This is a genomic window from Nostoc sp. (assembly GCF_036917135.1).
Taxonomy (GTDB): domain Bacteria; phylum Cyanobacteriota; class Cyanobacteriia; order Cyanobacteriales; family Nostocaceae; genus Nostoc.
On the sequence record NZ_JBALEA010000023.1, the window covers coordinates 103,998 to 130,625 of the forward strand.

21 protein-coding genes are annotated in these 26,628 nt (G+C 41.7%); 10 read left to right on the forward strand and 11 right to left on the reverse strand.

The features are described 5' to 3' along the window. Positions 1-257 precede the first annotated feature (257 nt). The gene (locus tag V7K50_RS05160) at positions 258-2,147 is read right to left on the reverse strand and encodes a serine/threonine-protein kinase (protein ID WP_334957892.1); all 1,890 of its coding nucleotides are present in this window, start codon (positions 2,145-2,147) and stop codon (positions 258-260) included. Between the two features lie 290 nt (positions 2,148-2,437). Between V7K50_RS05160 and V7K50_RS05165 the strand changes: the two genes are divergently transcribed. Then, complete coding sequence (locus V7K50_RS05165) at positions 2,438-3,346, forward strand: c-type heme family protein (RefSeq protein ID WP_334957894.1); 909 nt, start codon at positions 2,438-2,440, stop codon at positions 3,344-3,346. 44 nt (positions 3,347-3,390) lie between these two features. Here the strand turns inward: V7K50_RS05165 and V7K50_RS05170 are convergent, their stop codons facing one another. Together V7K50_RS05170 and V7K50_RS05175 are read right to left on the reverse strand one after the other, a co-directional pair. Then, on the reverse strand, positions 3,391-4,629 hold the full coding sequence (locus V7K50_RS05170; RefSeq protein WP_334958369.1) for a serine/threonine-protein kinase: 1,239 nt from the start codon (positions 4,627-4,629) through the stop codon (positions 3,391-3,393). A gap of 568 nt (positions 4,630-5,197) precedes the next feature. Beyond that, a complete protein-coding gene (locus V7K50_RS05175; RefSeq protein WP_334957896.1) occupies positions 5,198-6,031 on the reverse strand; it encodes a Uma2 family endonuclease in 834 nt (277 codons plus the stop codon). Positions 6,032-6,380: 349 nt separating this feature from the next. Between V7K50_RS05175 and V7K50_RS05180 the strand changes: the two genes are divergently transcribed. The 3 genes from V7K50_RS05180 (at position 6,381) to V7K50_RS05190 (ending at position 10,920) form a co-directional block, all read left to right on the forward strand. Then, positions 6,381-7,283: an alpha/beta hydrolase gene (locus V7K50_RS05180; RefSeq protein ID WP_334957898.1), complete on the forward strand. Its 903-nt coding sequence runs from the start codon at positions 6,381-6,383 to the stop codon at positions 7,281-7,283. Positions 7,284-7,481: 198 nt separating this feature from the next. Then, positions 7,482-9,152: a phosphatidylglycerol lysyltransferase domain-containing protein gene (locus tag V7K50_RS05185; protein ID WP_334957900.1), complete on the forward strand. Its 1,671-nt coding sequence runs from the start codon at positions 7,482-7,484 to the stop codon at positions 9,150-9,152. A gap of 385 nt (positions 9,153-9,537) precedes the next feature. Beyond that, the gene (locus tag V7K50_RS05190; protein ID WP_334957902.1) at positions 9,538-10,920 is read left to right on the forward strand and encodes a hypothetical protein; all 1,383 of its coding nucleotides are present in this window, start codon (positions 9,538-9,540) and stop codon (positions 10,918-10,920) included. Positions 10,921-11,002: 82 nt separating this feature from the next. On the opposite strand, the gene V7K50_RS05195 is transcribed toward V7K50_RS05190, so the two are convergent. Both V7K50_RS05195 and V7K50_RS05200 read right to left on the reverse strand, forming a co-directional pair. Further along, complete coding sequence (locus V7K50_RS05195) at positions 11,003-11,347, reverse strand: hypothetical protein (protein WP_334957904.1); 345 nt, start codon at positions 11,345-11,347, stop codon at positions 11,003-11,005. A gap of 318 nt (positions 11,348-11,665) precedes the next feature. After that, a complete protein-coding gene (locus V7K50_RS05200; RefSeq protein WP_334957906.1) occupies positions 11,666-12,274 on the reverse strand; it encodes a site-2 protease family protein in 609 nt (202 codons plus the stop codon). 779 nt (positions 12,275-13,053) lie between these two features. Here V7K50_RS05200 and V7K50_RS05205 point away from each other — a divergent pair. From V7K50_RS05205 to V7K50_RS05215, 3 genes are all read left to right on the forward strand, one after another. After that, entirely contained in the window at positions 13,054-13,329 is a 276-nt protein-coding gene (locus V7K50_RS05205; RefSeq protein ID WP_334957908.1) for a DUF485 domain-containing protein, read from the forward strand. Positions 13,330-13,390: 61 nt separating this feature from the next. Then, positions 13,391-13,558, forward strand: coding sequence for a hypothetical protein (locus V7K50_RS05210; protein WP_334957910.1), 168 nt, complete (start codon positions 13,391-13,393; stop codon positions 13,556-13,558). A 52-nt stretch (positions 13,559-13,610) separates the two neighbouring features. Beyond that, positions 13,611-15,179, forward strand: a complete 1,569-nt coding sequence (locus V7K50_RS05215) for a sodium:solute symporter family transporter (RefSeq protein ID WP_334957912.1) — start codon at positions 13,611-13,613, stop codon at positions 15,177-15,179. Positions 15,180-15,583: 404 nt separating this feature from the next. Here V7K50_RS05215 and V7K50_RS05220 read toward each other — a convergent pair whose 3' ends face one another. From V7K50_RS05220 to V7K50_RS05230, 3 genes are all read right to left on the reverse strand, one after another. Then, entirely contained in the window at positions 15,584-16,426 is an 843-nt protein-coding gene (locus V7K50_RS05220) for a tetratricopeptide repeat protein (RefSeq protein ID WP_334957914.1), read from the reverse strand. Between the two features lie 233 nt (positions 16,427-16,659). Beyond that, positions 16,660-17,580 (reverse strand): ribonuclease D, encoded by a 921-nt coding sequence (locus tag V7K50_RS05225; protein WP_334957916.1) that lies wholly within the window; start codon positions 17,578-17,580, stop codon positions 16,660-16,662. Beyond that, the gene (locus tag V7K50_RS05230) at positions 17,549-17,788 is read right to left on the reverse strand and encodes a hypothetical protein (RefSeq protein ID WP_334957917.1); all 240 of its coding nucleotides are present in this window, start codon (positions 17,786-17,788) and stop codon (positions 17,549-17,551) included. The genes V7K50_RS05225 and V7K50_RS05230 overlap by 32 nt, the downstream gene beginning before the upstream one ends. Positions 17,789-18,047: 259 nt before the next feature. Between V7K50_RS05230 and V7K50_RS05235 the strand changes: the two genes are divergently transcribed. After that, on the forward strand, positions 18,048-18,533 hold the full coding sequence (locus V7K50_RS05235) for a BON domain-containing protein (RefSeq protein ID WP_334957919.1): 486 nt from the start codon (positions 18,048-18,050) through the stop codon (positions 18,531-18,533). Positions 18,534-18,675: 142 nt separating this feature from the next. Here the strand turns inward: V7K50_RS05235 and V7K50_RS05240 are convergent, their stop codons facing one another. Together V7K50_RS05240 and V7K50_RS05245 are read right to left on the reverse strand one after the other, a co-directional pair. Beyond that, entirely contained in the window at positions 18,676-19,011 is a 336-nt protein-coding gene (locus V7K50_RS05240) for a hypothetical protein (RefSeq protein ID WP_334957921.1), read from the reverse strand. A 407-nt stretch (positions 19,012-19,418) separates the two neighbouring features. Further along, positions 19,419-20,990: a protein kinase domain-containing protein gene (locus V7K50_RS05245; protein WP_334957923.1), complete on the reverse strand. Its 1,572-nt coding sequence runs from the start codon at positions 20,988-20,990 to the stop codon at positions 19,419-19,421. Between the two features lie 223 nt (positions 20,991-21,213). On the opposite strand from V7K50_RS05245, the gene smc reads away from it, so the two are divergent. Next, positions 21,214-24,921, forward strand: a complete 3,708-nt coding sequence (gene smc / locus V7K50_RS05250; protein ID WP_334957925.1) for a chromosome segregation protein SMC — start codon at positions 21,214-21,216, stop codon at positions 24,919-24,921. Between the two features lie 58 nt (positions 24,922-24,979). Then, positions 24,980-25,975 (forward strand): PRC-barrel domain-containing protein, encoded by a 996-nt coding sequence (locus V7K50_RS05255; protein WP_334957927.1) that lies wholly within the window; start codon positions 24,980-24,982, stop codon positions 25,973-25,975. A gap of 223 nt (positions 25,976-26,198) precedes the next feature. Here the strand turns inward: V7K50_RS05255 and hpxZ are convergent, their stop codons facing one another. Further along, positions 26,199-26,585: an oxalurate catabolism protein HpxZ gene (gene hpxZ, locus V7K50_RS05260; RefSeq protein WP_334957929.1), complete on the reverse strand. Its 387-nt coding sequence runs from the start codon at positions 26,583-26,585 to the stop codon at positions 26,199-26,201. Between the last annotated feature and the right edge of the window lie 43 nt (positions 26,586-26,628).

Sequence of the window (26,628 nt, forward strand, 5' to 3'; positions counted from 1 at the left end):
AGTGGCGAAGATACTGTTGGCGAATTACTTAGAATCGGCTGTAATCCTTAGAGGTTGTTTAAAAAGTCCTCTTCTTGGTAGCAAAACGTTTAAGATCCCCCCTAACCCCCCTTTTTAAGGGGGGAACCAGATTCAAAGTCCCCCTTTTTAAGGGGGATTTAGGGGGATCTAAAAGTGCGAAGATACAGCCAGCCACTTTTCAAACAACTTCTTAATTTGTATGACCCACCACAACCTAAGAATGGAAGTTTTACGAATTACTCCCTTCGCCAAATCTTGATAGTGTCGTCATCACCACCGCTAACTAAGATTTGGCCATCGGGACTGAAGGCGACACATCTAACATAGTTGGAATGCCCTACAAGTGTGCTGATTTCTCTGCCACTGTGTACTTGCCACAGTTTGATAGTGTTGTCCCAACTACCACTAGCGAGAAATTGTCCATCCTGGCTAAAGGCGACTGACGAAACTGAATCAGAATGACCAATGAGAGTACCAATTTCTCTGCCTGTATTTACGTGCCATAGTTTAATTATGTTGTCACCACTGCCACTGGCGAGAATTTCCCCATCATTGCTGAAGGCGATACAGTTGACGAAGAAGGAATGACCTGTAAGTGTGCAAATGTTTCTACCTGTGTATAATTGCCACAGTTTGATAGTGTAATCATTACTCCCACTAGCCAGCATCTGCCTATCCTGGCTATTGGTTGCAGGGGTTTTCGGAGAGTAGGCCACTGACGAAACTGGGTCGGAATGACCTGTGAGAGTTTGGATTTCTAAGCCTGTGTGTACCTGCCACAGTTTGATTGTGCAGTCAGCACTGCCACTAGCCAGAAACTTGCCATCTGGACTAAAGGCAACGGAATTCACCCAATTAGTATGACCAATGAGAGTACGAATTTCTTTGCCTGTGTTGACATCCCACAATTTGATGGTGTTATCCCAACTACCGCTAGCTAAGATTCCCCGGTTCAGGTCTGTAACTCCCCCAGATTTACCAGACTCCCCTTGATAAGAAAGGTTTGGAGAGATTGGGCTAAAGGCGACGGAATGAACCATACTAGAATGACTAGAAGACCAACGACCCAGTTGACGTACTAGCTTGCCAGTACCGACTTGCCAAAGTCTGATAGTCCTGTCATTACTGCCACTAGCAATAAATTGCCCGTCTGGACTAATGGCGATCGCATGAACCATACTAGAATGACCTTTGAGGGTCTGTACACACTGCCAGTTCTGCTGATCTAATACAACAGGTGGAGTCAGGTTCACTCTAGGCGTTATCACTAAGGTAGATAAGATTTCTGTTACATCTTCCCCAGTATCAGAACCCAATAAATCCAACCACTCCTGCACAGACTGAGGACGATAAGTTGACTCCAAATCCATGCCGCACATAATAGCCTGATTCACCCTATTGCTGATGTTAGGATTAAAATATTGTGGTGGTTCTAAATTAATATTGTGACGTCTATCATCTGCATTCGTAGGTATAACTGCGGTAAGTAAATTATATAAGGTAGCGGCTAAGGCGTAGATATCAATGTATTCTCCTCGTGGCGCTTCTGATTCATACTGCTCAGGTGGGGCAAAACCAGGAGTGCGATACACAGTATGCCTTTGAATCATGTTAGGAATAAATTCTCTAGCGATGCCAAAGTCTATCAGCACTGCTTCTGATTTATCAATGCGGATCATGATGTTGCGTGGTTTGAGATCCCGATGCAGCAGTCCTTTAGAATGGATTAAGGTCAAAGCGTCGCCAATTTGCCGGATGTACAGTAGCGCTTCTGCTTCTGATAGCACCCCTATTCGCCTCAAGCGCTGTCCTAAGTCTTCCCCTTCGATATAATCCATCACCATGCAGGGCAAATTTCCCTCATCAAAGATGGTTTCTATCTGTACTATATGAGGATGGTGGCACACAGCCAGTCGAACTGCTTCATCACGAAAGTCTTGCCTTAACTTGTTTCGGTGGAGTATCCAGGCGGGGTGATTCAGGATTTCTTCTTTGAGGGTTTTAATCACTCGCTGTTGATTCCGTTGATTTCTGGCAAGATAAGTAATGCCAATTCCGCCTTCACCTAGTTGTCTTTCGATAATGTAGCGTTCGCCGAATAAAGACTTTCCTGCATTCCACACCATTAGTAATATCTGACAATTGCTGGTATTTATTTTGGCACGCTATTCAGTTCAGCCCACAGGAATTTTTGGGAATTCCATTTGAATTGTTGTTGTAGCTTTTTAGAACTTAGTTACTTAGAGAAGATTTCCATTAACCTCAATAATTACTAATAGTATAAAGTTGGATATACCCTAATATTTAAAGTATGCCTTTTCACCAAAATATGATCCTTTGATTGCTCATGTTAGAGTAAACGATGACTTTAGCCATATTTGTTCATAATAATTTGACTTGTAGATCATCTAAAATTATGCTAAAAAATCTGAATCTGAAACAAAAATTTACAATTCTGCTGCTGGTAATTCTGACATTCGGTTTGAGCTTGACTGGATTTGCTCTTTCTTCTCTGCTCAGAGAGAATGCTAAACAAGATATTAGCTCAACTGGCCTTATGCTGATCCAAACAATGAGTTCTGTTCGTAAATACACCAGTACTCAGGTGAATCCAGAGCTAGCTGATAAATTGGCTACTGAATTTTTGCCGCAAACGGTACCTGGATACTCAGCACGGGAAGTATTTGAGATTTTACGGAAAACAACAGACTACCGTGATTTCTTCTATAAAGAAGCAACTCTCAATCCCACAAATCTTCGGGATAAAGCTGACGGTTTTGAAACAGAAATTGTCGAAAGGTTCAAAAATAAATCAGACCTTAAAGAAGTGAGTGGATTTCGCTCGATTCCTGGTGGGGATATCTTTTATATTGCTCGTCCTTTAGTAGTTTCGGAAGAAAGCTGCCTGAAGTGTCATAGCACACCTGAAGCTGCGCCTCAAACTATGATTACTCTTTATGGTGCAGCTAATGGATTTGGGTGGAAGCTGAATGATATTGTTGGCGCTCAGATTATATCAGTACCGGCCAATGATGTCATCAGCAAAGCCAATCAGTCTTCCTTACTAATTATCCTAATTGTATCAACTATATTTATAGCGACTATTCTGTTAGTTAACTTGTTCTTGAATCGACAAGTTGTTATACCTCTCAAACGTATGACTCGCATAGCTGAAGAAGTTAGTACGGGACACATGGAAGTTGAATTTGAGCAGATGTCTAATGATGAAATTGGTAACTTAGCTAAAGCCTTTAGACGGATGCAATTAAGTTTAGAAATGGCAATGAAAAGAATCAAACGCACTCAGGGAGGTACAGGGGATTAAAAATTAACAATTGTCTGCGCCTAAATTCGTGGTGTCTAAAATATCTATGAGAATAAGCTTTTTTTGAATTCAAAAGCTGCTTGAAAGTTAGGAATTTCCCTAGCTATGAGTTCAATAAATTGGTCGGGTGAAATATAAGAATTTTGAGCCAATATTTCTTCTATAATCAGATTTGCCATTGGACCGATGTGGTAGGCTAACTCTTGCTGACAACGCTTGATAAATGCCGATTGCAGTGAAGGTTGTTGTTCCATTCGCCCAGTTTGTGGACTAGTCGGTGAACTAAAAATAGTTTCTTCCGGTTGGTTGTATGATTCGGATATTGGCGGCATCGCCTGAAATTCCGGTTTAAATACCGTCAAAGGCAAATCATCAAGTATGATTGCAGGAGACATTACCGCTTCTGGTTCTCCAATACGCTCTAAATCTGTGATAACTTCCCTAGCTGTTTGGTATCGCTTGTTAGGTCTATCTGCCAACATACAATCAAGGACTTGAGCGAGTCTATCAGTAATATATGTATAATCACGCCAATTCCATTCTAGTGAGTACTGATCCATTAATAAAGATGGATCTCTGCCGGTGAGTAGTACAATAGCTGTTACTCCCAAAGCATAAAGGTCACTACAGGGCGAACATAAACCCAAGCTAATCTGTTCGCGGGGAGCATATCCCACTTTACCGACAAGGGACATTTTGCCAACAAACGTTACTTGGTGGTTAGAACTTCTCCCCTCGTTCATGTCCGCAACTTGCTTACCGACACCAAAATCAATCAGCACTGGCAGATCGTTGCCATCGGGTAACATGATGTTATCAGGGGAAATATCTCGATGGATAATGTTGTGTTGGTGGACATATTCTAAAACAGGTAAAAGATTCTTTAGCCACTGTATAACTTCGTCTTCAGAGAAATTTCTTCCTTGACGTTGAAGTTCTCCTAGCAGTCTCGAATATGTTTTACCGTCAACATACTCTTGTACTAGAAATAACCGACCATCTCCTTCAAAGCAAGCCAAAAATTTGGGAATTTGAGGATGTTGCAATTGATGAAGAATTTTTGCTTCTCTTTTAAATAAGTTACGATATTGTTCTAGTCCACTCTCTCCTGTGCCAATGGGTGCAAATTCTTTGAGAACACAAGCTTCATTAAACCGACGAGTGTCAAAGGCCAAGTAAGTTCGTCCCAATCCTCCCTGTCCTAGAAGTTTTTGAATAATATAGCGGTTGTCGATTAGAGTTCCAGCAGTTATTTCTGGCCTTGTGATATGTGACTGTGACATCATCATCGCACTCCTAGCGATTTTCTTGGTGATAAATTATCTAGTTTGCTGAAAGTCAGAACTCTAGCAGATAAAGGCTGATAACATCCTTTAAATTGAGGTTAGCACCACTGTCAAGACCAGGAAATACACTTTTCTACAATCTTTTGATGGTCTTGTGTGACCAAATAGACAATTTTTACTTGGGTAGATTTGATCATACCACTCATACTTACGTATTCTAGCAGCCGCAACATAACCAGTGTCTGCGGTAATATCTGCGAATATTGCCTTTTGGATTTGCTGCTGAACCTTATCTTATCCTTAGTAACCCAATTGACACTGAATTTAGTAACAGTAGGATATAGCGTGACATCATGGTTTTTCAAAACAACTGAAGTTGCTATAGATTTCCTCAAGGAAACATTATATATATTTCAAGTGCTGAATATGCGTTAGCGCAGCTCGTCGTAGACATCGCTCTCAAAAATTAATCTTTATGAGATATGACGCTGTTATTTGATAGCTACTTTGCCATCGACTATCAAAAGCAGAAAATTATGTCGGGTATAAAATAAGACTTTTAAAGCTACAAGAATTCATCTAGTTCATCAGGATTAACGCCTAACTGACGCAAACGTTCTGCTAATTTTTCGGCTTTTCGTTTGGCTTGAGCAGTTTCTTGTTTAGCTTGAGCAGTTTCTTGTTCAGCAATAACAGCTCGTTGAGTTGCAGCAGTGGCTTCCTCTGTGGGTGCGGGAATTAATTCTCCTGCTAAAGTGAACCACCTTAACCACAACCTTTCAATATCTCGAAATGAACCTTGCCATAAGCCTAACCTTAAATCTATCTCTGGCATTAGTAGGCATCCATCAGTCAAATTCATCGGTTCATAATGGCCGCCTACTAACTGAAAAGCCCGAATTTCATTGGTGTAGCGACTAAAAACAACATAGTAGGGAATCCGCAAAATTCGTTCATAAACTTCCCATTTGCTAGGAGGTTTATTTGCTGCATTTTCTCTTTTTGTGCCTAAATCTTCTTCTTCTGTACCTGGAGATAATAACTCAACAACCACGAAGGGATTTGCTGGCTCTTGCCAATTTACATAACTTAACCGTAAGTCCTGCCCTTTGTATAATTTTCCTACGCCTACTACACCAAACCAATCTGGGCGCTTGTACCACAAAGGATGCTGGAGATCATAGTAGAGATTGAGGTCAGCAGCACTGTAAACTAGTTCTGGATTCCAGTTAATGGGCTGAAAAGTTAAGTATAAAAGTAAGGGTTGTAAAAAGTGAAAATCGTCTGGCAAACCTGGTTCCTCTGGGTTATAACTTGGTAAATCATACATCGTTGGTAGAGTTTCCCAAGGAGGAAGAGGCGGATCAGATTGAGGGATATACTGAGAAAAGGAAGTCATATCTTTTACTCTTTAAGAGAAAACCATATTTGCTGGATGCGTTGACGCACTTTTTACCAATAATTTGGTTGTAAAACTCCTAATTTCCGGTCTAATAGACGCTTCTCTAATGTGTTTAAGTTTTTTCTTGGAGGTAGATATAAGCTATGTTGTATCCCAAAATTTGCGGGTGCGATCGCGTCATGTCATATTGTATTTTGGAAGCATGACAACTTCATAATTAGATATTAAGATACAAGATATTGACCATTGTGGCATAGTCGCAGGTATATGTAATGAGCAAATCAACCGTCTACTAGGGACTCATCCTCTGTTTTCATGGAGGTGTTTTGGGAAATGTTAAAAGAATATGAAGATTTCTAAATTTTTAATTAGCTTGGTAGGAGCGATCGCACTCCTCACCAGCGTCGGTTATTATTATGTATTCATCTTAGGTGCGCCACAACTAGACCCACCCCAAGAAGAGGCAAATACTGGGCTAAAGTTTCAATTAGCAACCTTCAATTCCCAAGCAATGGGTGCAGTGCGTAACTACGGTGTGATTTTGCCCCCTGGTTATAACAAAAATCTGCAAAAGCGCTACCCTGTGATCTTCTTACTACACGGAGGTCATGATGATGCTCGTGCTTACGCTGATAAATATGCACTCTTAGACATACTCCATGAACTTTATAAAAGTGGAAAATTACCGCCATCGATTGTGATTACACCTGATGGTAATGATAATCGCGGTTCCAGTCCTTTGTATGATCCTGATTATTATGATGGTCCCAACGGCAAAATCGGGACTTTGATTGGCTCAGAATTAGTGCAAGTTGTCAAGTCCCGCTACCGCACTTTAGATCAACCCCAGTTTTGGGCGCTGGGAGGTCTGTCTTCTGGGGGATGGGGGGCTTTTAATATCGGGTTACGCTATCTAAACAACTTCCATATTTTGTTTAGCCATAGCGGTTACTTTACCGATAACAGCAGTTTACAAAATAGTCCCCAACAAATTGTGCAACAGCTACCACTTCAAGACAGGAAGCAATTGCGTGTTTACCTGGATGCGGGTCTGAACGATGCTGACCTGCTGGCTTCTACCAAAGCTTTTAACGAAACTTTAAATAAGTTAGACATTGCTCACGTATTTTATGCATTTCCTGGAGGTCATGGTTTATCTGGTGCAGACGTAGGCTGGAACTACTTCCACAAGCATCTTAAAGATTCACTCTCTTATGTAGGTGAACAGTTTAAAAAAGCTAAGAGTTAGGAGTTAAAATTTGAAAATTTAGGTTATATTGCTCCCATTGTGGTATGGCATTAAAATTAAGGTGTTATGGAGAAAATTCAAAACATTAAAAATCTGTATAATTAACAAAGTCGATAAAACTGGTCTGTTTATTATTTTAGTCCCTAAAAAGAGTCGTCAAGCGAAAACTCCTAACTCCTAATTAATACTTCTAGATTAATGACCAATAATTTAAAAAATCAGATTGCACTTTGGAGTGCAGCTTCTCTTACAGCTTTAGTCGGAGTAGTAAATTTGGTGTCAGCAGTGACACCTAACCTGTATGGACGAAATCACTGGTTGAAGGAATTTCTACCATTTGAAACTCGTGCCAGTGGTCATGTATTTGCAGCACTAACTGGGTTTGTTTTACTCACACTTGCTACTAATTTATTACGGCGAAAAAGAATAGCCTGGTTACTGACCATTGGTTTACTAGTAATTTCCATTTTCAGCCACTTGCTAAAGGGACTGGACTATGAAGAAAGTCTACTCTCTGGAGTTTTGCTGGTGCAATTAATCTTGATGCGCCATTTTTTCACAGCGCAATCAGACCGTCCTTCCATTGCACGTGGAGTTCGAGCGCTGATCGGCGCTTTATTATTTACTCTGGCATACGGAACTATTGGATTTTACTTGTTAGACGGCAAATTTTCTGAAAACTTTAACTGGCGTGATGCTGTCCTTCAGACTTTAGCGATGTTTTTCACTGCGGATAATTGGGGACTGCAACCAAAGAGCCGATTTGGAGACTTTTTTGCTAATTCTATCTATATTATTGCAGCAGGTACTATTACTTATGCAATGGTAATGCTGTTGCAACCTGTGTTTTGGCGGAATCTAGCAACATCAAATGAGCGGCAAAAGGCTAAAGAAATTGTTGAGCAATATGGATGTTCTTCTTTAGCAGCGTTCACACTTTTAAATGATAAAAGTTATTATTTCAGTCCTTCGGGTAATAGTGTAATTGCTTATGTTCCCAAAGGACGGGGTGCGATCGCCTTAGGAGATCCCATCGGACCCATTGAAGACCGCAAAGAGACAATTGTTGCTTTCTGGCAGTTTTGCCAGCGCAATGACTGGTATCCTGGGTTTTACCAAACTATGCCCGATGATGTTGAGCTTTACAAGTCATTGGGGTTTAAGGTACTCAAGATTGGAGAAGAAGCGATCGTTGACTTGAAAAGTTTTACGTTACAAGGTAAAGCGGGTAAAAACTTTAGACCATCAATCAGTCGTTTAACTAAGCTAGGATACCAAATCGACTTTTACCAACCACCCATATCCAATGATTTATTGCACCAACTCAAATCTGTAAGTGATGAATGGCTGAAGATGGTACAAGGTTCAGAAAAACACTTTTCTTTGGGTTGGTTTGACGAAGCTTACCTGGGAGAGTGCGAGATTGCTGTGGTGCATAATCCTGAAGGTAATATCAGCGCCTTTGCCAACATTCTCCGGGAGTACCAACTCAACGAAGCCACTATTGACATGATGCGACATCGCGCGTCCCTAGAAAATGGCACAATGGACTTTCTATTTATTTCCCTGCTTCAACATTTTAAAGAGGGTGGCTACGACAGCTTTAATTTCGGTCTTTCTGCCCTTGCGGGAGTTGGAGATAACCCAGAATCGCGCCGCTTAGAGAAAGTATTGCACTATCTTTACGGGCATTTGAATCGCTTCTACAACTTCAAGGGACTGCACGCCTATAGAGAGAAGTTCCGCCCCCGTTGGGAACCACGTTATTTGGTTTACCCCAGTTTAGCTACCTTACCAGATGTAGTTGTAGCATTGATTCGCGCAGATTCAGGCGATCGCCTCTTCGATTATTTCAAACCTGGAGCTTAAAATGGGGACTGAAAAAATTCGGAATGATTTTAACCGAATTGCTTTGCAGGGCGATGTCTAGGACGATCTGACGCCTACACAACTTGGCATTTTTATGATACAATTGTACTATAAACGCCTGAATATCCGGTAAGTATGCAACGCGAAGTACAGCTTTGCCTAAGTTCGTAGCGGATGATGAACTAAAACAAACTCTGCGTCCCTGTGCGTTTAAACTCAAACCCTCAATTCTCCACGAATTTACGAAACTTTGAGTTTCGTAATCAAATTATTGTGTGTTTGCCCTTCAATTTTGCACGGTTGTAGCAGCTTATTTTGTGAGAGTAATAAACCTCAGTAACTGTGGCTTTAAAAGATTCTTGACCTTTATACGAAAGGTAGCAATATGACAAATAATCAAATTTCTCTGGTAGAATTGCTCCAAATTTTTGCACAATATCGCAACAATATTATTGTCAACATCAAGCATCTGCAAGAACATTACCAAAGAACAGCTATCAAGCGCGTTAAAGGTGTCAGAGGCGAAAATGGAGAACTGCTCCAACCTTGGTTGAGAACAGAATACATGGATAATGCTGAGTATGTTGGTATGGGTGAGTTTCACTTCAACCGCAATACTGCTACTATCAATATGCTTGTCAAACGTAAAGCGAAACTTGCCAAAATTGAAGACAAAACTCCCACTCTTGAAGTAGCAGGGTTGCTAGTAAATGACCTCAATACTTTTAATAATTACACGATTGTCAGTGACGGCAAAATCAACGTCAAGTCCTTACAAGTCAAAATTAGCAGTAAAAAAGCCTTTGACTTGCTCAAAGAAAAAGGCATACTAGATGCAGAAGAATTTGACTTCCATGCTGAACATACCATTGAGTTAGATAACTTAGGGCTTGTACCTTCTGATGGACACTACAGCAGTATTGATGGCTTATTTTCTCAACTAGCAGAAATTAAAGTGCTTTCTAGTATTATTTCTGCTCACTTAAAACAGGAGTCAGATAGGTTTGTAGCAGCACAGGTAGATGAATTGAAAAACCATTATCTGTCTAAGAACATTTACATTAACTTCCCCACAACCAACGAATATAGCGATATCAATGAAGCTCTGATTAATGGTACTCTGGAATCAAGAGTTAGCTATAAAGTTGATATCGGTAGTAAAGATATTCTCAATCTCGGTAACTTGTATTCTGCTAACAGATTTCTTGGTAGAATGTATCGTCTTTATGACAAAGAGACTAGGGAAGTTATCAAGAAGCCTACTTTTGAAATGGCATTCCAGGAAAATCTCGCTTTTAGACACAAACTACTGTCATCACGTACCAATATTACAAAAGTTGATGAGTTGATGAAACCAATTTTTGATGATTTTTTAGGACTTGAGGATAACGGAATAGTGACAGCTATTCTATCAAAAGTTGGTGCTGATACTTTAGCGCAGATTTTGCAGGATAAAGGTACTGTCACCAAGGAGGAAATGGTTACAGCTTTGACAGCAGCAAAAACAAAATTAGAGGCATATACAGACAAAATTTACCGAGATAAAATTTCTCCTTTGGTTTTTTATGTTGGTGTTACTAGTCTGTTACCGAATGAAATGGCGGTTAATTCTATTACGGCTGAAGAACTTGCTACTCAATATCCAAACTTACAGTTTTCTAAATGTGAGCAAGAAGGTAAGTTTTTTGTAGTGGGTGACAGCATTATTAGTGTGTATCCCCAGACAGAATATTACAGCAAAAAAGTGGCTGTTACTATGGAAAAGTAGATTGTGAATTAAACGCTTTGCTTTTGCCGCCGATAGTTTCGTAGGGTGCGTTAATCGCATAATGCCCCCTACGATTAATGGATTATGGGTTGCCTAAAATACAGCTATTTGGATGAATTGTAGAGGAAATTGAACTTGTGGGTGAAGATATTAAAACAATAACACTACAGATAATTTCTAAAGACACTAACAAGAAAATACTGTAGTAAATTATTTTTAAATATTTATTAATGATTTGAAAATAACGCTCTATAAAGGAAGAATAGCCAGCAATTCCCACAGAACCAAAGCTTCCAATAATCAATAATCTCATCAATAATTCAATGGAAGAAGTAAAGGGCGATCGCTCTTGATTCAAACAGGATATAAAATTACCTTTTTCAATTTCCAAATTCCCTAATACAGAGTTAAATATAGCAGTTATCATTTACGTGAGGTACACCCGTAGGGGCACGGCATTGCCGTGCCCCTACACCTCGTGGTGTAACCTTGTACTGCATCTGAATGGGAACCGCTATAGCACTGGTTGCACGACTATTAATTGTTGACTTATTTCGTGGGGGGATTTCACTAAATAGTTATTGGCAGAATGCCATTTATTACTATATTTATCTACAAATATACTCGCCATTACTCTCCAGATGGTAAAAGCACAGCAGCAGAACTCAAGGCAATACTAGTAGCAGCAACCAAAAATTTTTGCTTGATTTTCATTCAAATTTTTCTTTGCCTAAAAATTTTCTGTTTACATCCCCAATCCTGACCGGATAAACAAATCAGCAATGCTAGCTAGTCCTATCCCAAAACCGGGAATTATAAATAGAAGCATCATGGCAAAGAGTCCGAATTGGGTATATTGCAGTGGCTTTAGCTGAGGAAAAATCTCACTGAAAACATGAAAGCCATCAAGTGGCGGAATTGGCAATAGATTAAACAGAAACAACGTCAAATTAATCCGAGCCGCTAGGTAAAGAAATTCAACACTAAAGACTCCTGAAAGACTAGGATTAAAGAAAAGTTTGAGCAGCACAATAAATAGAATGCCTAAAGCCAGATTGGATAATGGCCCTGCTGCTGATACCAAAATATTGCCTAGCTTCCCAGAGCGAAACTTAGATGGGTTGACGGGCATTTGTCCCCAAGCTATACCCATGAGACACAGAAAGATCAGCGATTCTTTGCCCATGTGAACTACAGGATTAAGCGTCAGATGACCAGTTTGTTGTGGAGTGTTGTCTCCCTGACTCATTGCAGCCCAGCCGTGGGCAAGTTCATGTATAGTGATGGAAAATATGACAATTACAATAATTCTAAAAAAATGAATCGGCTCTGTGATGAGTGTTTGGATAAACATATATTCTGGTTCGTGGTATGGTAGAAGCTGAAATTCGCGCTTTCTGAGAACTAAGTGAAAAAGTGTATTTGAATTTTGGAGGTATAGATTTATCTACAAAATTAGTTTGTTGATTTTCGGATTCTTTCAGAAATATTTTTGCAAAATTGAGATGCTCTCTACTGGAATGCAGAGGAAAATCTATTTAAGCAGCACTAGCATCAAAAAATATCGGTAAATGAGAAAATCATCTAAATCGCGAGCTTATTGATACAAATAATAGCGTTTAATCTACGTATATAGCTCGGTGAATTTTGGTATATTTTTAAATTAAATTGATTTAATCGATCAACTTTAATTGCCTAAAAACCATAATTAGTTGGCATACAAAGGTGTTTTAGTCCTGGTAAATACTACGCAATTCTTTTTATTTTTTGTATAAAAATAGATATTTAAAAAAAAAAGTAGTTATTGTTGAGGGCGGGAGGAATACTGCCCTTGAGCTTTATTCGTGTGTTTCTTGTTTCTGAGGTTTAAGAAAGAGGGAGTATTATCTTGTAATTTTGGTATAAGTTAATTAGCATTCAAGTTGCATAATCAGGGCGCTCATGTTGCCTACCCCAGAAGATATTGAGGAAATTTGAATCTGCAAGTTAGATGTGTTTTAGCTGATGACTTTGCAAAGTTAATTTTATTACCTGACATAACAATAGATTTACTAATAATCTTTAAGAAAATTATGCAGAAATCAACTTCAATGAGACAATCTGACCTAATCTTCTTCAACTCATAAGGAAGACATGAACGATCGCACAAAGGCTCTTCAGGCTCTCGCGGCTGAACGTTGGCGGGTATCCCTGATTCTCACTGGAGCCATGATATTTATTTACTTTGGCTTTATCCTCTTAATCGCGTTCAATAAGCCCCTCTTGGGGTCATTAGTAGTTCCTGGTCTCAGTCTCGGAATTTTACTAGGGGCGTTGGTAATTGTCTCAGCATGGGTATTAATTTTTATCTACGTGCGTTGGGCAAATAGCAGTTACGACGATCAAATCGCCAAGCTGACACGCAAGTGAAAATTGGGAATGGGGAATGGAGATGAGGAGTAGGGGAAAAAGAACATTGATTTATTTACCAATGCCCAATACTTCGGCTTACCTCGGCTTCGCCCTTCGGCTACGCTCAGGACAGGCTCGGCGCAAGTCGCGGTTCCTGAGCGTAGTCGTACCACTTCGTGGAAGCAAGCTACGCGTAGCGTCTCGTAGAGAAGGGCAGTACAAGTGCCCAATGCCCAATGCCCAATAGCTAGCTATTAGCAACTTCTAGTCAAAAATCCAAAATACTAAACCAAAAAAGCATGAATAATGTGTGGTTCAATCTGCCACTGGCGGCGGATATTACCAGTCTTGGTAAGTTTAACCCGTTAGCGATCGCTTTCTTTTTTCTGTTTGTTGTCAGTTCTTTAGGCATTACCTATTGGGCGGCAAAGCTCACCAAAAATACCGCCCACTTCTACACTGCTGGCGGTAATATTAGCGGTTTCCAAAATGGGCTGGCCTTAGCAGGAGACTTCATGAGTGCGGCTAGCTTTTTAGGTATCACTGGGCTGGTGGCACTTAATGGCTTTGACGGCTTAATTTATTCTATCGGCTTCCTGGTGGGCTGGCCGATTGTCATGTTCCTAATTGCCGAACCACTACGCAACTTAGGTAAATATACTTTTGCCGATGTAGTGGCTTATCGCTTGCAGCAAAAACCTGTACGTATCGCATCCGCCATTGGAACGCTGGTAGTAATTAGCTTTTACTTAATTGCCCAGATGGTAGGGGCTGGTGAGCTAATCAAACTATTATTTGGCTTTGATTATGAATTAGCTGTGGTCATCGTCGGTTGTGTGATGATGGCTTATGTGATTTTTGGCGGGATGATTGCTACCACTTGGGTGCAAATTATCAAAGCTGTTCTGCTGCTTGGTGGAACAATTTTACTAGCTATTTTAGTACTATCACGATTTGGCTTTAACCCACTCGCTCTTTTCGCTGCCGCATCTGAAAAGTATACAGGTGTATTAGCTCCAGGCAAACAGGTTTCTGATCCCTTTGATGCGATCTCTTTGGGGATGTCTTTGATGTTCGGCACTGCTGGACTACCCCACATCCTGATGCGTTTCTATACAGTACCGGATGCCAAAGCAGCGCGGATATCTGTTACTTATGCTACAGCTATTATTGGCGTTTTTTATCTCCTAACCTTCATTCTAGGCTTTGGCGCGATGGTGCTGGTAGGACAAGATGCCATCAAAAAAATTGGTAGTGGTGGTAACATGGCTGCGCCGATGTTGGCAGAATTTCTCGGTGGTGATGCTTTCTTAGGCTTTATTTCTGCTGTTTCCTTTGCAACTATTTTGGCAGTTGTGGCTGGGTTGACACTCTCAGGTGCGGCTGCATTGTCTCATGATTTGTGGGTGAACGTGGTACGTTCTGGTCATGCTGACGAGTCAGAACAGCTAAAGGTGGCTCGCGGTGCAACAATGATTTTGGGATTAGTGGCGATATTCTTAGGTATTTTGTTTAAAGGACAAAACGTAGCTTATATGGTAGGTTTAGCATTTGCGATCGCTGCTAGTGCAAACTTCCCAGCGTTGCTGTTATCAATGCTTTGGCGACGCTTCACTACCAACGGTGCAGTTGCGAGTATGTTAGTGGGTACTGTCTCCTCATTGGTGCTGATTTATTTGTCACCGACAATTCAGGTAACGATTCTCAAGCACGCTTCTGCACCCTTTCCACTGAAAAATCCTGGATTAATTAGTATCCCATTGGCGTTTATTGTGGCGATTGTCGTTTCACTATTGAGTACTGAACAGCAAGCGCAGGAAAAATTTGCGGAAGTTGAGGATCGCATTCACATTGGTTCTGGGATGTGATTTTGTTAACGGACAAAGAAGGCGAATAGAATGATGCCTCCGGCACGCCTGCCGTAGGATGCCCAAAGGGCTGTAGGGCGAACGCGGCTACACAAACTCTCGTCCGCCTACGCGGACTAAGAGAAAATTCAGGTTTTTAACCCACCTGCGTGGGTTTTGCCTGTGTAGACGCGGTTTATAACCGCCCTTTTAATGTTAAATTGACTTCAATACTGCGTAGGTTTTGCTGCATAGTCATTGGAGATCCCCCTAAATCCACGCCACTTGCTCTACTTGGGGAGACCCCAAGACCGCAGTGGCTCCCCTTAAAAAGGGGGACTTTGATTCCGGTTCCCCCCTTTTTAAGGGGGGTTAGGGGGGATCAAATCTTAACCGAGCAGTATTGAAATTGACTTGACTTTTGACTACTGTCCAAGTTCTTTGATGTTATTCATCACTTGTTGGTATAAGTCATTGTTACCCTGACTTTGAAAAATGCTTGCTGCTTGTTGTAAATCCTTGAGTGCCCCCGGCTTGTCTCCATTGGTGGCGCGGGCGTTTCCTCGGTTATTGTAGGCAGGGGCAAAGTTAGGATTGAGGCGAATGGCTTGATTGTAATCTTCGATCGCACCCTGTGGATCTCTATTGGCAGCACGGGCATTGCCTCGATTATTATAAGCGATCGCATATTTGTGGTTGAGGAGAATCGCTTGGTCAAGATCCTCTATTGCCCCTTTTTTGTCTCCATTGGTGGCGCGGGCGTTCCCTCGGTTATTGTAGGCTTCGGCATAGTTGGGATTTAGGCGAATCGCTTCACTGTAATCTTTAACTGCTTCTCTGTTACCTCCGACTGAGGCGCGGGCATTTCCTCGGTTATTGTAGGCTTCAGCGTCGTTAGGATTGATCCGAAGGGCTTGATTGTAATCTGCGATCGCTTTTTCCTTGTCTCCCAAATCAAAATAAGCTAGTCCCCGGCCATTGTAAGCAGCGCCATAGCGAGAATTTTGAGCAATTGCCTTACTATATGATGCGATCGCAGCTTGCAAGTCGCCGTTTAAATGCTGATTCTTTCCCTGAAGATAGAATTGCCCGCCAATGGATGTTGTAGCTGAACGACGGCTAGGTGGGTTGACTCCGATTTCTGTTACCAACACATTGTCATTCTTACTACAAGAAACACTGCTAATTGCGGTCAATGTAGTAAAAATAGCTATGGTAAATACCTGATTTACCCTTGTTCGCTTTTGCCTAAATAAACGCCGTCTCATAAGTTAATATAAACTGCCATAACACCTGAGCAAAATTAGGACTAAAACCTAGATATTAATTATTTAACTCAATCATCATTCTAACTTTTAATAGACTTTTAAATTTAATTTACAAATTTCCCTAATATTTTATAAATCTCTCTGAGAATCCAAGAGGAAATACTTATAAAGTATCAATATTTATTCTTCACAATAACTCTATAATTCCTGCAATTTGTAGCCTAATGAACAATTTACTCATCCTCGGTTTCACTCCCTTGAGTTTTAGAAGTTAGCCGCCAAGAGGTGGTTTTGTCAATATCTACAGAAAGCTGTTCGAGATTTTGCCCTAAATCTTTTTGAAGTTTCTGAGTTAGTGTAATGGCAAAATCTAAATTAATACCTTCGCTTTGTGCTAGTCTTGCCAATTCTGCAAAAGTAGCTTTGACTGTAGTCCGCTCATAACTAGTTAGCTTATAATCAGAAGTTTCCGATATATTTTGAACCTGCATGGCTTTTTTCATGCGTTCTTGTAAATGCTCAAATTCGGAATTCAACAACTTCCATTGCTGCTCAAGTTGCGAGTATCTGGTACTTAGTGATATTAAGTCTTCCGTTGCTGGTTCGGGGCTGGCTTGGGCTTGTAATCCTAACAAATTTAAGTGGATTTGAGCCAGATAAATACAATCTAAGTAAGCATACTCTATCTGCTCTTCAGTTAGGGGGCGTTTTGCCCAATCGCTTGTTTGCTCTTGTTTGTCGATATTGTTAAAGCTACAAAGTTTTGTCGCTATGGTCTTGAGTTGATAATTGGGTAATGGTAAAAGATAGTAGGGAATTTTTTTTGCCATTTCCAAAGTGCAAGTAATATTTTTAGCTTTCTTGTTACCGAGAAGCTTTAGATCATAGCTGGCATTATGAAAAACTTTTTCAATTGTAGAATTTATCATAACTTTTTCAATAAATTCAGCTATAATGTGAGGCTGATCTAAGACATCTAAAAGATAGACGCGATCGCCACTCATATCTTGGGGATTATCCAATACCTGAATCAGCGACAATCGGGGATTACGACTTTTATAGTCAGCCACTTCTGTATCTATCCACAGAGTTTTGGCATTGGTATATTCAGCGACAATGGCACTAATTTGACTGGCGGAAGTAAGGTAGGGCATTGGCTAATATTTCCTGATATTTAGGGAATTGTAAGTAAGCCATAGTTTTATAAAGTAACATTTTGTTGGTAATTTTGCTGGCATAGGATTGCAAAAACGCTGAAGTTTTCAATTCATCGTAGATATCGCCAAAGGGAATCAAATCTGATAACATCGAGTCACCACTGTTGCGATCGCATAGTCTACCATTGAAAGAGCTACTGTGCATCTACGTTAAATTCATCGAGAGCTTAGACTGTGTGCGGAACCATCGTGGTTAGCAACCGTCAGGAAAATTGAATTGGCATTTCTCAAAACAAGGCGCAAAATCTTAGCTTCAAGAAATCGTCTAAGTTTCAATTTTCAGTAACCTGAGTGATTGTTTGGGTAGTTTTACTGCATCACATTTAATGGTTTTTTAACATCTGCTCCTCACCATGACACACACCTCAATTAATCGCTTCAAGTACTCAATTAGGAGATAGATAATGAAAAATCTAATTACATTATTAGTTACTGGCGTTTTGGTAATTGGTGCTTTTGGCTGCCAAGACGCTCCTAAAACTGGTTCGGAAACTCCTAGCACTACTAGCGAAGCCGCTCAAGTACCAGCAAAACCAGCTTCTCAGACAAGTCAAACTACGAATAAAACTATTGCCAAAATTCCAGCAACAGAAACGACTCCTTCAGTAGCTAATACAGGTACTAAAGTTAAAATTGATTCTGAAAAAACGGCTCCAACAAAAGCTAAGAGCGACTTAAAAACCGAAGTTAGCGAAAAGTTGAACAAAGGCTTACCAGGCAATAAGTTACAAGTTGAAAACAAAGAGGGTGAAATTATCCTCAAAGGCACAGCCGCTTCTAAAGAAGAACTCAAGAAAGCTCAAACCTTAGCTAAAGAAGTTAAAGGTGTGAAGACGGTGAAGGTGGAAGCAAAAGTTGAAGCTGCGAACAAGCCAGAAAATAATAACTAATCGTGAGTTCGACAAGTCTTATTTGACCTCTCCCCCAGCCCCTCTCCGACGCGGAGAGGGGAGTAAAAAGCTGAATTTTTCGTAACCGCTCAATAATCCGGGGTAAATCGCTCAGTGACAAGCCTCAAATGGCGTAAAATCGTTACTTATCTGGTAGTTCGCCCCGATTTATTGAGCGGATACTATCTGTTGACCAAATAAAGTGTTCGCTGAGGTTTTGAGTAAGCGATGTATTTCGGATCATCCGATTTACCAAACTCAGATAATCGTCTAATTCTTTATATTCATCTAATTCTGTTTCTTCTTCAAAAGTCAGGGCAGATTCTTTTTGTTTAATTAATAAAGCTTCAATTTGCCCCTGTACTAAACTCGAAGCGCGAAATATCGGCACTCCTTCTACTAACTCAATGCGGACAGCACCATCTAACGGTAGACTGTTGGGTAAGTGTAACAATTTCAGAGGTAAATTGGTTTTCATCGTATTTATCTCAGAATATTTGGATATAAGTTTTAGACAGAAAATTTACTTATAGACTTAGCAATTAACAGGATTGGATAGGCATTGCTTACTCTACAATAAGTAAGTCGGTGAGAAAAATTCCATGTATATGAAGAAATATAAATTAGCTGTAGGGTGTGTTATGCCGTAGGCTAACGCACCTGGGATTGTTGACGGTGCGTTGCGCTCTGCGACAACACACCCTACATTAAAATTTCTTAACATAGCTGCACATATTAGCACCGACTTACTTAAATCTGGAAATAGCTTTATCTGTTGTAAATGTTCTTTACGCTAATCATCGGAATAATATCCAGTTTGCGGCGGGTTGCCCACACGGGATGATTTTACGTTTAAAGAAGTTTACAAGGATGATGCTAATGGAACTATTTGGTGTCACTAACAACCCATCTGCTATTTTGGGCATCCCATAAAAGGAAAAAGCTTACAGAAGCAGGAACTACCTTTCCCGTTTTCATAAAGTATCTGATATTAGCGTTTACTGTAGCTGTTTGTGCAGTTGTTTCTACCAAACTAACTTGTTCAACATTTACACTTTGAACCTTTCCTCCCCACCAGTCAATGTATGAAAGATAGCCATCTGGATGCAGGGATTTATTATTTTGATAGTTAGGAGATAGTTGATTCCATCCAGTTTGAAAATCACGTTTATTAATAGTCTCAAAATAATTTTGTACAGCTTGTTCTGGTGTTGGCCTATCGATTTGAGACTGTGTTGAAGAAGGCAATTCAGCAGATTGGGTGGGAAATTGTGGTACAGGTGACACTTTTTGCTCCTGTGGTTCCTGAACTGTGGTAGGTTCTGGAGCGATGGAAACTGGGGATTGTGCAGGTGTCGGCGGATTTTGCACCTGATCGGGGGTTGGGGAAGATTCAGGTGAAACCCTCGACTGTTCCAGTGGTTGGGGCGATCTACTCAGGGCAAAACCAATGATTATAGAACCACCAATCAAAGCACCTACAATCAGACTAGGCAGAAATACTTCTCTGTGCCGACTATTTTGAGGGGCAGGTTGAGATGAAGCCCCTGGACTGAGAGCAACTGTATTTTGAAGTGTTGCAGGTGCAGTTCCGACTGGTGGTTGCATATAAGGTACCGTCGGCGGGAAGTTGACTGCACCAACTTGCAAGGCTTCTAGCATTTCTTTGGCAGTGGAAAAGCGATCACGTGGATGATAAGCGATCGCTCTATCTATCACCTGCATCATTGTCTGGCTCACATTCACAGCGTGTTTGTGCCAGACAATTTCCCCGGTACGTGGATCTGTTTCTAATTCTTGTGGCTGTTTAAGAGTGAGCAGATAAATTGCTGTGACTCCTAAACTATATAAATCACTAGAAAAAAGTGGTCTACCTGCGGCTTGTTCACTGGGCATATATCCAGGCGTACCAATCACAATTGAACTCGTAGGATTTCCTTGAGAATTCACCACTGTTCCCATCGTTTCGCGGATCGCACCAAAATCAATCAGCACTGGCTGGCGATCGCGATGACGCAAAATAATGTTATCTGGCTTGATATCTCGATGGATTATCCCTTGACTGTGTACGTATTCCGTTACTGGTAATAAACTTATTAATATTTCTCTGACCGCACTTTCACTGAATGCTCCTTGCTGGTAAACTTTTTGAGTTAACGTATCACCTTCAATCCACTCTTGAACCAAGTAGAATTGACCATCTAGCTGGAAGTAAGCATACAAGGCGGGTATCTGTTTAGTTGCGCCGCCCAAGTCTTCTAAAATTGCCGCTTCCCGCTTGAACCTCTCTTGCACTAACTGGTAAATCTGAAGATTATTTTGAATTGGTCTAAGCTGTTTAATTACACAACAGCGATTAGACGGCATTTGGGTATCTTCTGCCAAGAAAGTTTCACCAAATCCGCCACTACCCAAAGTCCGAATTACTCGATAGCGGTTGTTTAGCAGGGTTTCCATAAATTATGTCCCAAGTTTTACCCACCTTGAAAGGACTAATCTTAGTTGTGTTACTTACACCAGGATAATATTTATCGGTCTAATGTTTATCTTAAGAGCGCCAGGATCACCACCCATAGACATCATTGAAGCGGTTTGCTCATCCTGAATTCTCCTCTACCCTCTTGCGAATTTTTAATTAGTTGATACACTTGTTCTTCATTAGCCCAGTGAACCAGCGCCTATGGTGCATATCAAGCGCGTGGAACTTACGAACTTCAAATCCTTCGGTGGCACTACCTCAGTCCCTTTGCTACCGGGGTGTACTGTCATATCTGGGCCAAATGGTTCGGGTAAATCTAATATTTTAGATGCACTGCTATTTTGCCTGGGACTGTCCAGTTCTAAGGGAATGCGAGCCGAACGCTTGCCCGATTTGGTAAATAACACTCAAACGGCTAAAGGACGGGCTTCTATTGAGGCTAGCGTCACGGTAACGTTTGATTTGTCCGATGAAATCTCACACAAAGACACAAAGGCACAAAGGGGGGAAGCAGGGGAGGTAGGGGAAGCAGGGGAAGTAGGGGAAGTAGAGGAAGTAGAGGAAGAAAATCCAAAATCCAAAACTTGTACTGAGCGACTTGTGCCGAGCGAAGCCGAGGTAAGTCGAAGTATCCAAAATCCAAAATCGGCAGAGTGGAGTGTTACTAGAAGGCTGCGAGTCACTCACCAAGGTAGTTACACATCGAATTACTATATCAATGGTGAAGCTTGCACGTTGACAGAATTACATGGGCAACTAAGTAACCTGCGGGTTTATCCTGAAGGCTACAACGTGGTGCTGCAAGGAGATGTCACCAGCATTATCTCGATGAATGCACGGGAACGGCGGGAAATTATTGATGAATTGGCGGGGGTGGCGGCGTTCGATCGCAAAATTGTCCAAGCCAAATCAACTTTAGATGAGGTGAAGGAAAAAGAAGATAGCTGTCGGATTATTGAGACAGAATTAACTGCACAGCGCGATCGCCTTTCCCAAGATCGGGCGAAAGCTGAGAAATATCAAAAACTCCGCACGGAATTTCTAGCTAAACAATCCTGGGAAGCTGTTTTATCATGGCGATCGCTACAAGCACAACAAGAAAAGTTAGTTAACGAAATTCAAACAGGCGATCGCAATTCTACTGAACTCACTACCCAACTCACAAACCTAAATTCCCAAATCGTCCAAAAAACGGCTGAACTTGAACAACTCAATGCCCATGTAAAAGCATTGGGAGAAGATGAACTTTTGGCGGTACAATCTACCCTCGCCACCCAAGAAGCAGAACGAAAACAACTCCAGCGTCAACTCACAGAATTACAAACGACTTCCCAAGAAACCGCCAAACGTCTCACTCAAACTCAACAAGAGATTCAAAAACACCGTCTTTCCCTAGAAGAAATTGCCAAAACCCAAATTGTAGAGACGCGATATATCGCATCTTCCCAGCAACAAAGAGATGAAACACAGCAAACTCTAGAAACCTCCCGCGAAGCCGCCGCAGAAATCGCCTCCGCTTCGGAAGCATGGGTGCAGCAACAAACTGCATTCAACCGTCAAATTGAAGCTTTGCTGCACACCCTAGAACCGCAACGCACCGAACAAGCACAACTCAGGGAACGCAATAGCCAGTTACAACAGCTTATCCAAGAGCAAACTCAGTTAATTGAACGCGACGAACCCCTGTTAGCCGAAAAACAAACTGAGTGTTATCGAGTTGAAACGGAATTTAACACCTCTAGCGAACCCATCCAAAATTTAGCCCAAAATCTCTCAGCTACAGAACAAGAACTGCAAATCCAACAGGAAACTCAAAAGCGGTTACTTTCTGAACAACGAGAAAAACAACGCCAGTTGGATAAAATCGAGGCGCAAGCGCAAGCACAGCAAGAAGTTCAAGGAACCCAAGCGAGTAAAGTAATTTTACAATCGGCAATGCCTGGACTTTGCGGCTTAGTTGTGCAGTTAGGAAAGGTGGAACCCCGCCATCAGCTAGCCTTGGAAATGGCTGCTGGGGGACGCTTGGGACATATTGTGGTAGAAGATGACAGCATCGCCGCAGCCGGGATTGAATTGCTCAAACAGAAACGTGCAGGGAGAGCGACTTTTTTACCACTAAATAAAATTCACGCTCCCAAATTTACTCAAGATGCAACGCTGCGTTTTGCTAACGGTTACGTTAATTATGCTGTGAACTTAGTCGATTGCGATCGCCGTTACAAAGATGTATTCAGCTATGTTTTCGGCAACACGGTAGTTTTTGCCAACCTGGAGGCGGCGCGGAAAAATTTAGGATTGTATCGCATCGTCACCTTAGATGGGGAACTCTTAGAAACCAGTGGTGCAATGACTGGTGGTAGTAACAGCAATCGTTCAGCCTTGCGGTTTGGCAATGCGGAAGCGGCAGAATCTGATGAAGCGATCGCTTTCAGAAGTCGTTTGGTGGACATTGAGCGAGTTTTAGAGCGTTGTACAGAAGCGATCGCCACTTTGTCAACCAGAACCAAAAAACTCACCCAAGAACTCACCGAAGCGCGTCAGGCGCGGCGCGAACAGCAGTTGCAATTGGAACAGTTGCAGAAAGATATTAAGAGTTTAACAACGCAATTAGAGGGGACGCGATCGCAACTCGCCCAAAACAGCCAAAAGTTAGCCACTGCTCAATCCCGATTAGAAATTTTAGAGCGGGAATTACCTGGACAAGAAACTCAGTTGCAACAATTGCGACACGCTTTAGCAGAGTTGGAAGCATCCCAAACTCCCAGCGAATGGCAACAAATCCAGGCAACCATTAAAATTCAAGAGCAACAATTGCAACAACGCGAAACAGCGTTACGGGAAGCCGAACAAAGATTAAAAAATTTAGAAAATCAGCAACAACGTTTGCAAGAAAAAATCCAAGAAGGTGAAACGCGAATCACCGAATACGAAACCCAACAAACCTCTTGTAGAGATGCGATTCATCGCGTCTCCACACAAATTACAACGATAGACGATCAAATCACCCAAACCCGCGCCACTCTCAGTATTATGGAGCAAAATTTGGGAGAAGAGAAACAAAAACGCGACGCCACAGAACTAGAAGTGCGATCGCATCTTTTGCGCCAACAACAATTGCAATGGGAAATCCAAAAACTCCAAGAAACCCAAGAGAAGCGCCGGGAAGAACTAATTGCACTGCAAAGCCAGTTGCGGGATGTGGGGGCAGAATTGCCAAATCCCTTGCCGGAAGTTCCAGATCAGGTAGATTTAGAAGAATTGCAGAAAGAATTGCGATCGCTTACCAAACGCTTACAGGCAATGGAACCTGTTAATATGCTGGCGTTAGAAGAATACGAACGCACTCAAAACCGTCTCCAGGAACTGACGCAAAAATTAGAGACACTAGAAGGAGAACGCACCGAACTACTTTTACGGATTGAAAACTTTACCACATTGCGGCAACTTGCCTTTAAAGAAGCTTTTGATGCTGTCAACGAAAACTTTCAATCGATTTTTGCCATTCTTTCCGACGGCGACGGCTTCTTGCAACTCGAAAATCCCGAAGATCCCTTTAGCAGTGGGTTGAATTTAGTCGCGCACCCCAAAGGCAAACCCGTACAGCGCCTAGCTTCCATGTCAGGCGGAGAAAAATCACTCACAGCCTTGAGCTTTATCTTTGCCCTGCAACGCTACCGTCCATCGCCATTTTACGCCTTTGACGAAGTAGATATGTTCCTAGATGGAGCAAACGTAGAGCGATTAGCTAGAATGATTAAACAACAGTCACAACAAGCGCAATTTATAGTTGTGAGTTTGCGTCGTCCGATGATAGAATCAGCCGAACGCACAATCGGCGTTACTCAAGCACGAGGAGCTTACACTCAAGTTTTGGGGATTAAGTTACAATCATCCAATACATCTGCTTGAGTTTTTGTTAATAATAGTGTATGGATAAACCGGATTCGAGATCAGGACTCGGTATAGAATGACCTCCGAACAGATAATTAGGCGTTCCGACATATTAAATACCCAGGTGATTACCCGCGACAACGGCAAGCGGCTAGGCATCATCAGTCAAGTCTGGGTTGATATAGATCAACGAGAGGTTGTGGCCCTTGGTTTGCGAGACAGCCTGATCTCCATTTCGGGCATACCGCGCTATATGTACCTCAACAACATCAGCCAGATTGGTGATGTCATCCTGGTTGATAACGAAGATGTCATTGAAGATATCGAAGTTGAATCTCTCAGTAATCTGATTAACTGGGAAGTAATTACAGAAACAGGCGAAGTATTAGGCAAAGTTCGGGGCTTCAAGTTCAACGGCGAAACCGGGAAGCTTGAATCTATAGTCATTGCTTCTTTAGGCTTGCCCCAAATTCCCGACCAAATCTTGAGTACTTACGAGTTTTCAGTAGATGAAATTGTCAGCACTGGCCCCAATCGTTTGATTGTGTTTGAGGGAGCCGAAGAACGAGTAAATCAGTTGACATCTGGTTTACTAGAGCGTCTGGGTATCGGCAAAGCACCGTGGGAGCGAGATATAGAAGAAGAAGGCTATACTCCACCACGTACAATTGCAGCACCAAATCAACTACCTAGTGGAGTGCCATTGCAGCCACCCAGACAAAAAGTTCGCGCCCCCGAACCCGTAGCGCGGGAAGAAGAATGGAATGAAGACTATGTGGAAGAAGAAAGGCCACAGCGTCAGGTAATGAAGGCGCGGCAGTATGAATCTATTCAATACGAAGAGGATGAGGAAGAAGATAACTGGAGCGAGGCAACAGGCAGCGACAGGTATCAACAACCGCAGCAGCCGCTAAAGTATGAAGCCCAGCCCTATAGCAAGCCTTATGTTGACGAATACGATGATTATGACGACGTAGAAGGCGATGCTTGGGAAGATGCGCCGAAGCCCGTGAATATTCCCAAGAAAGTCAAGGAAAGACAGCCAGAATACGAAGAAGAAGGCGGATATTAACTAACTCGTAATTCAACCGGAAAATTACGAATTATTTTCAGATTAAATTAGCCCTTTCCTTCTAAGTAAGGAAAGGGCTAATTTTTTTAGAGCGCTCGAACCACAGAGATACAGAGCACAAAACCTTGGCGACACAAGCCTTTGGGCTTTACAAGCGTGCTATTCGTCTTTGTGCGTTTTCTCTTAAAATCACTGTCATCTGCAATTTACATAGTTTTGAAATTTACACTGGCAATAATGAAACATGGGCTGAAACAACCTTCCATCCTTCAGTAAACCTGTACCAAGTCTGGCTTTGTCGCCCAAAGCGCTCTACACCATTGATAATCCGGCGAAATTCTAAAGTCACTGTTGCTCCATCTTTCCCAAAAGTTACAACCTTGAGATTCGAGATTTCTCGCGCTATTTTTGCGTTTGGTCGATTCTGGCGAAAGTTACGAACTTCATCACCACCATAGAGGTTTTCTGCTAATCCGAACCGCACTACTTCGGGCGCATCCCAAAACAAGCTATCCATCACCTCCAAATTGTTATTAGAAAGGGCTTCTTCATACTTGAGGTACAAATCAGTTACTTCAGCGACAACAGTAGGGTCATTTACGCTAGTCATTGTTGTTACCAATTTTTATGTTATGGCTGATTATGCACTCTTT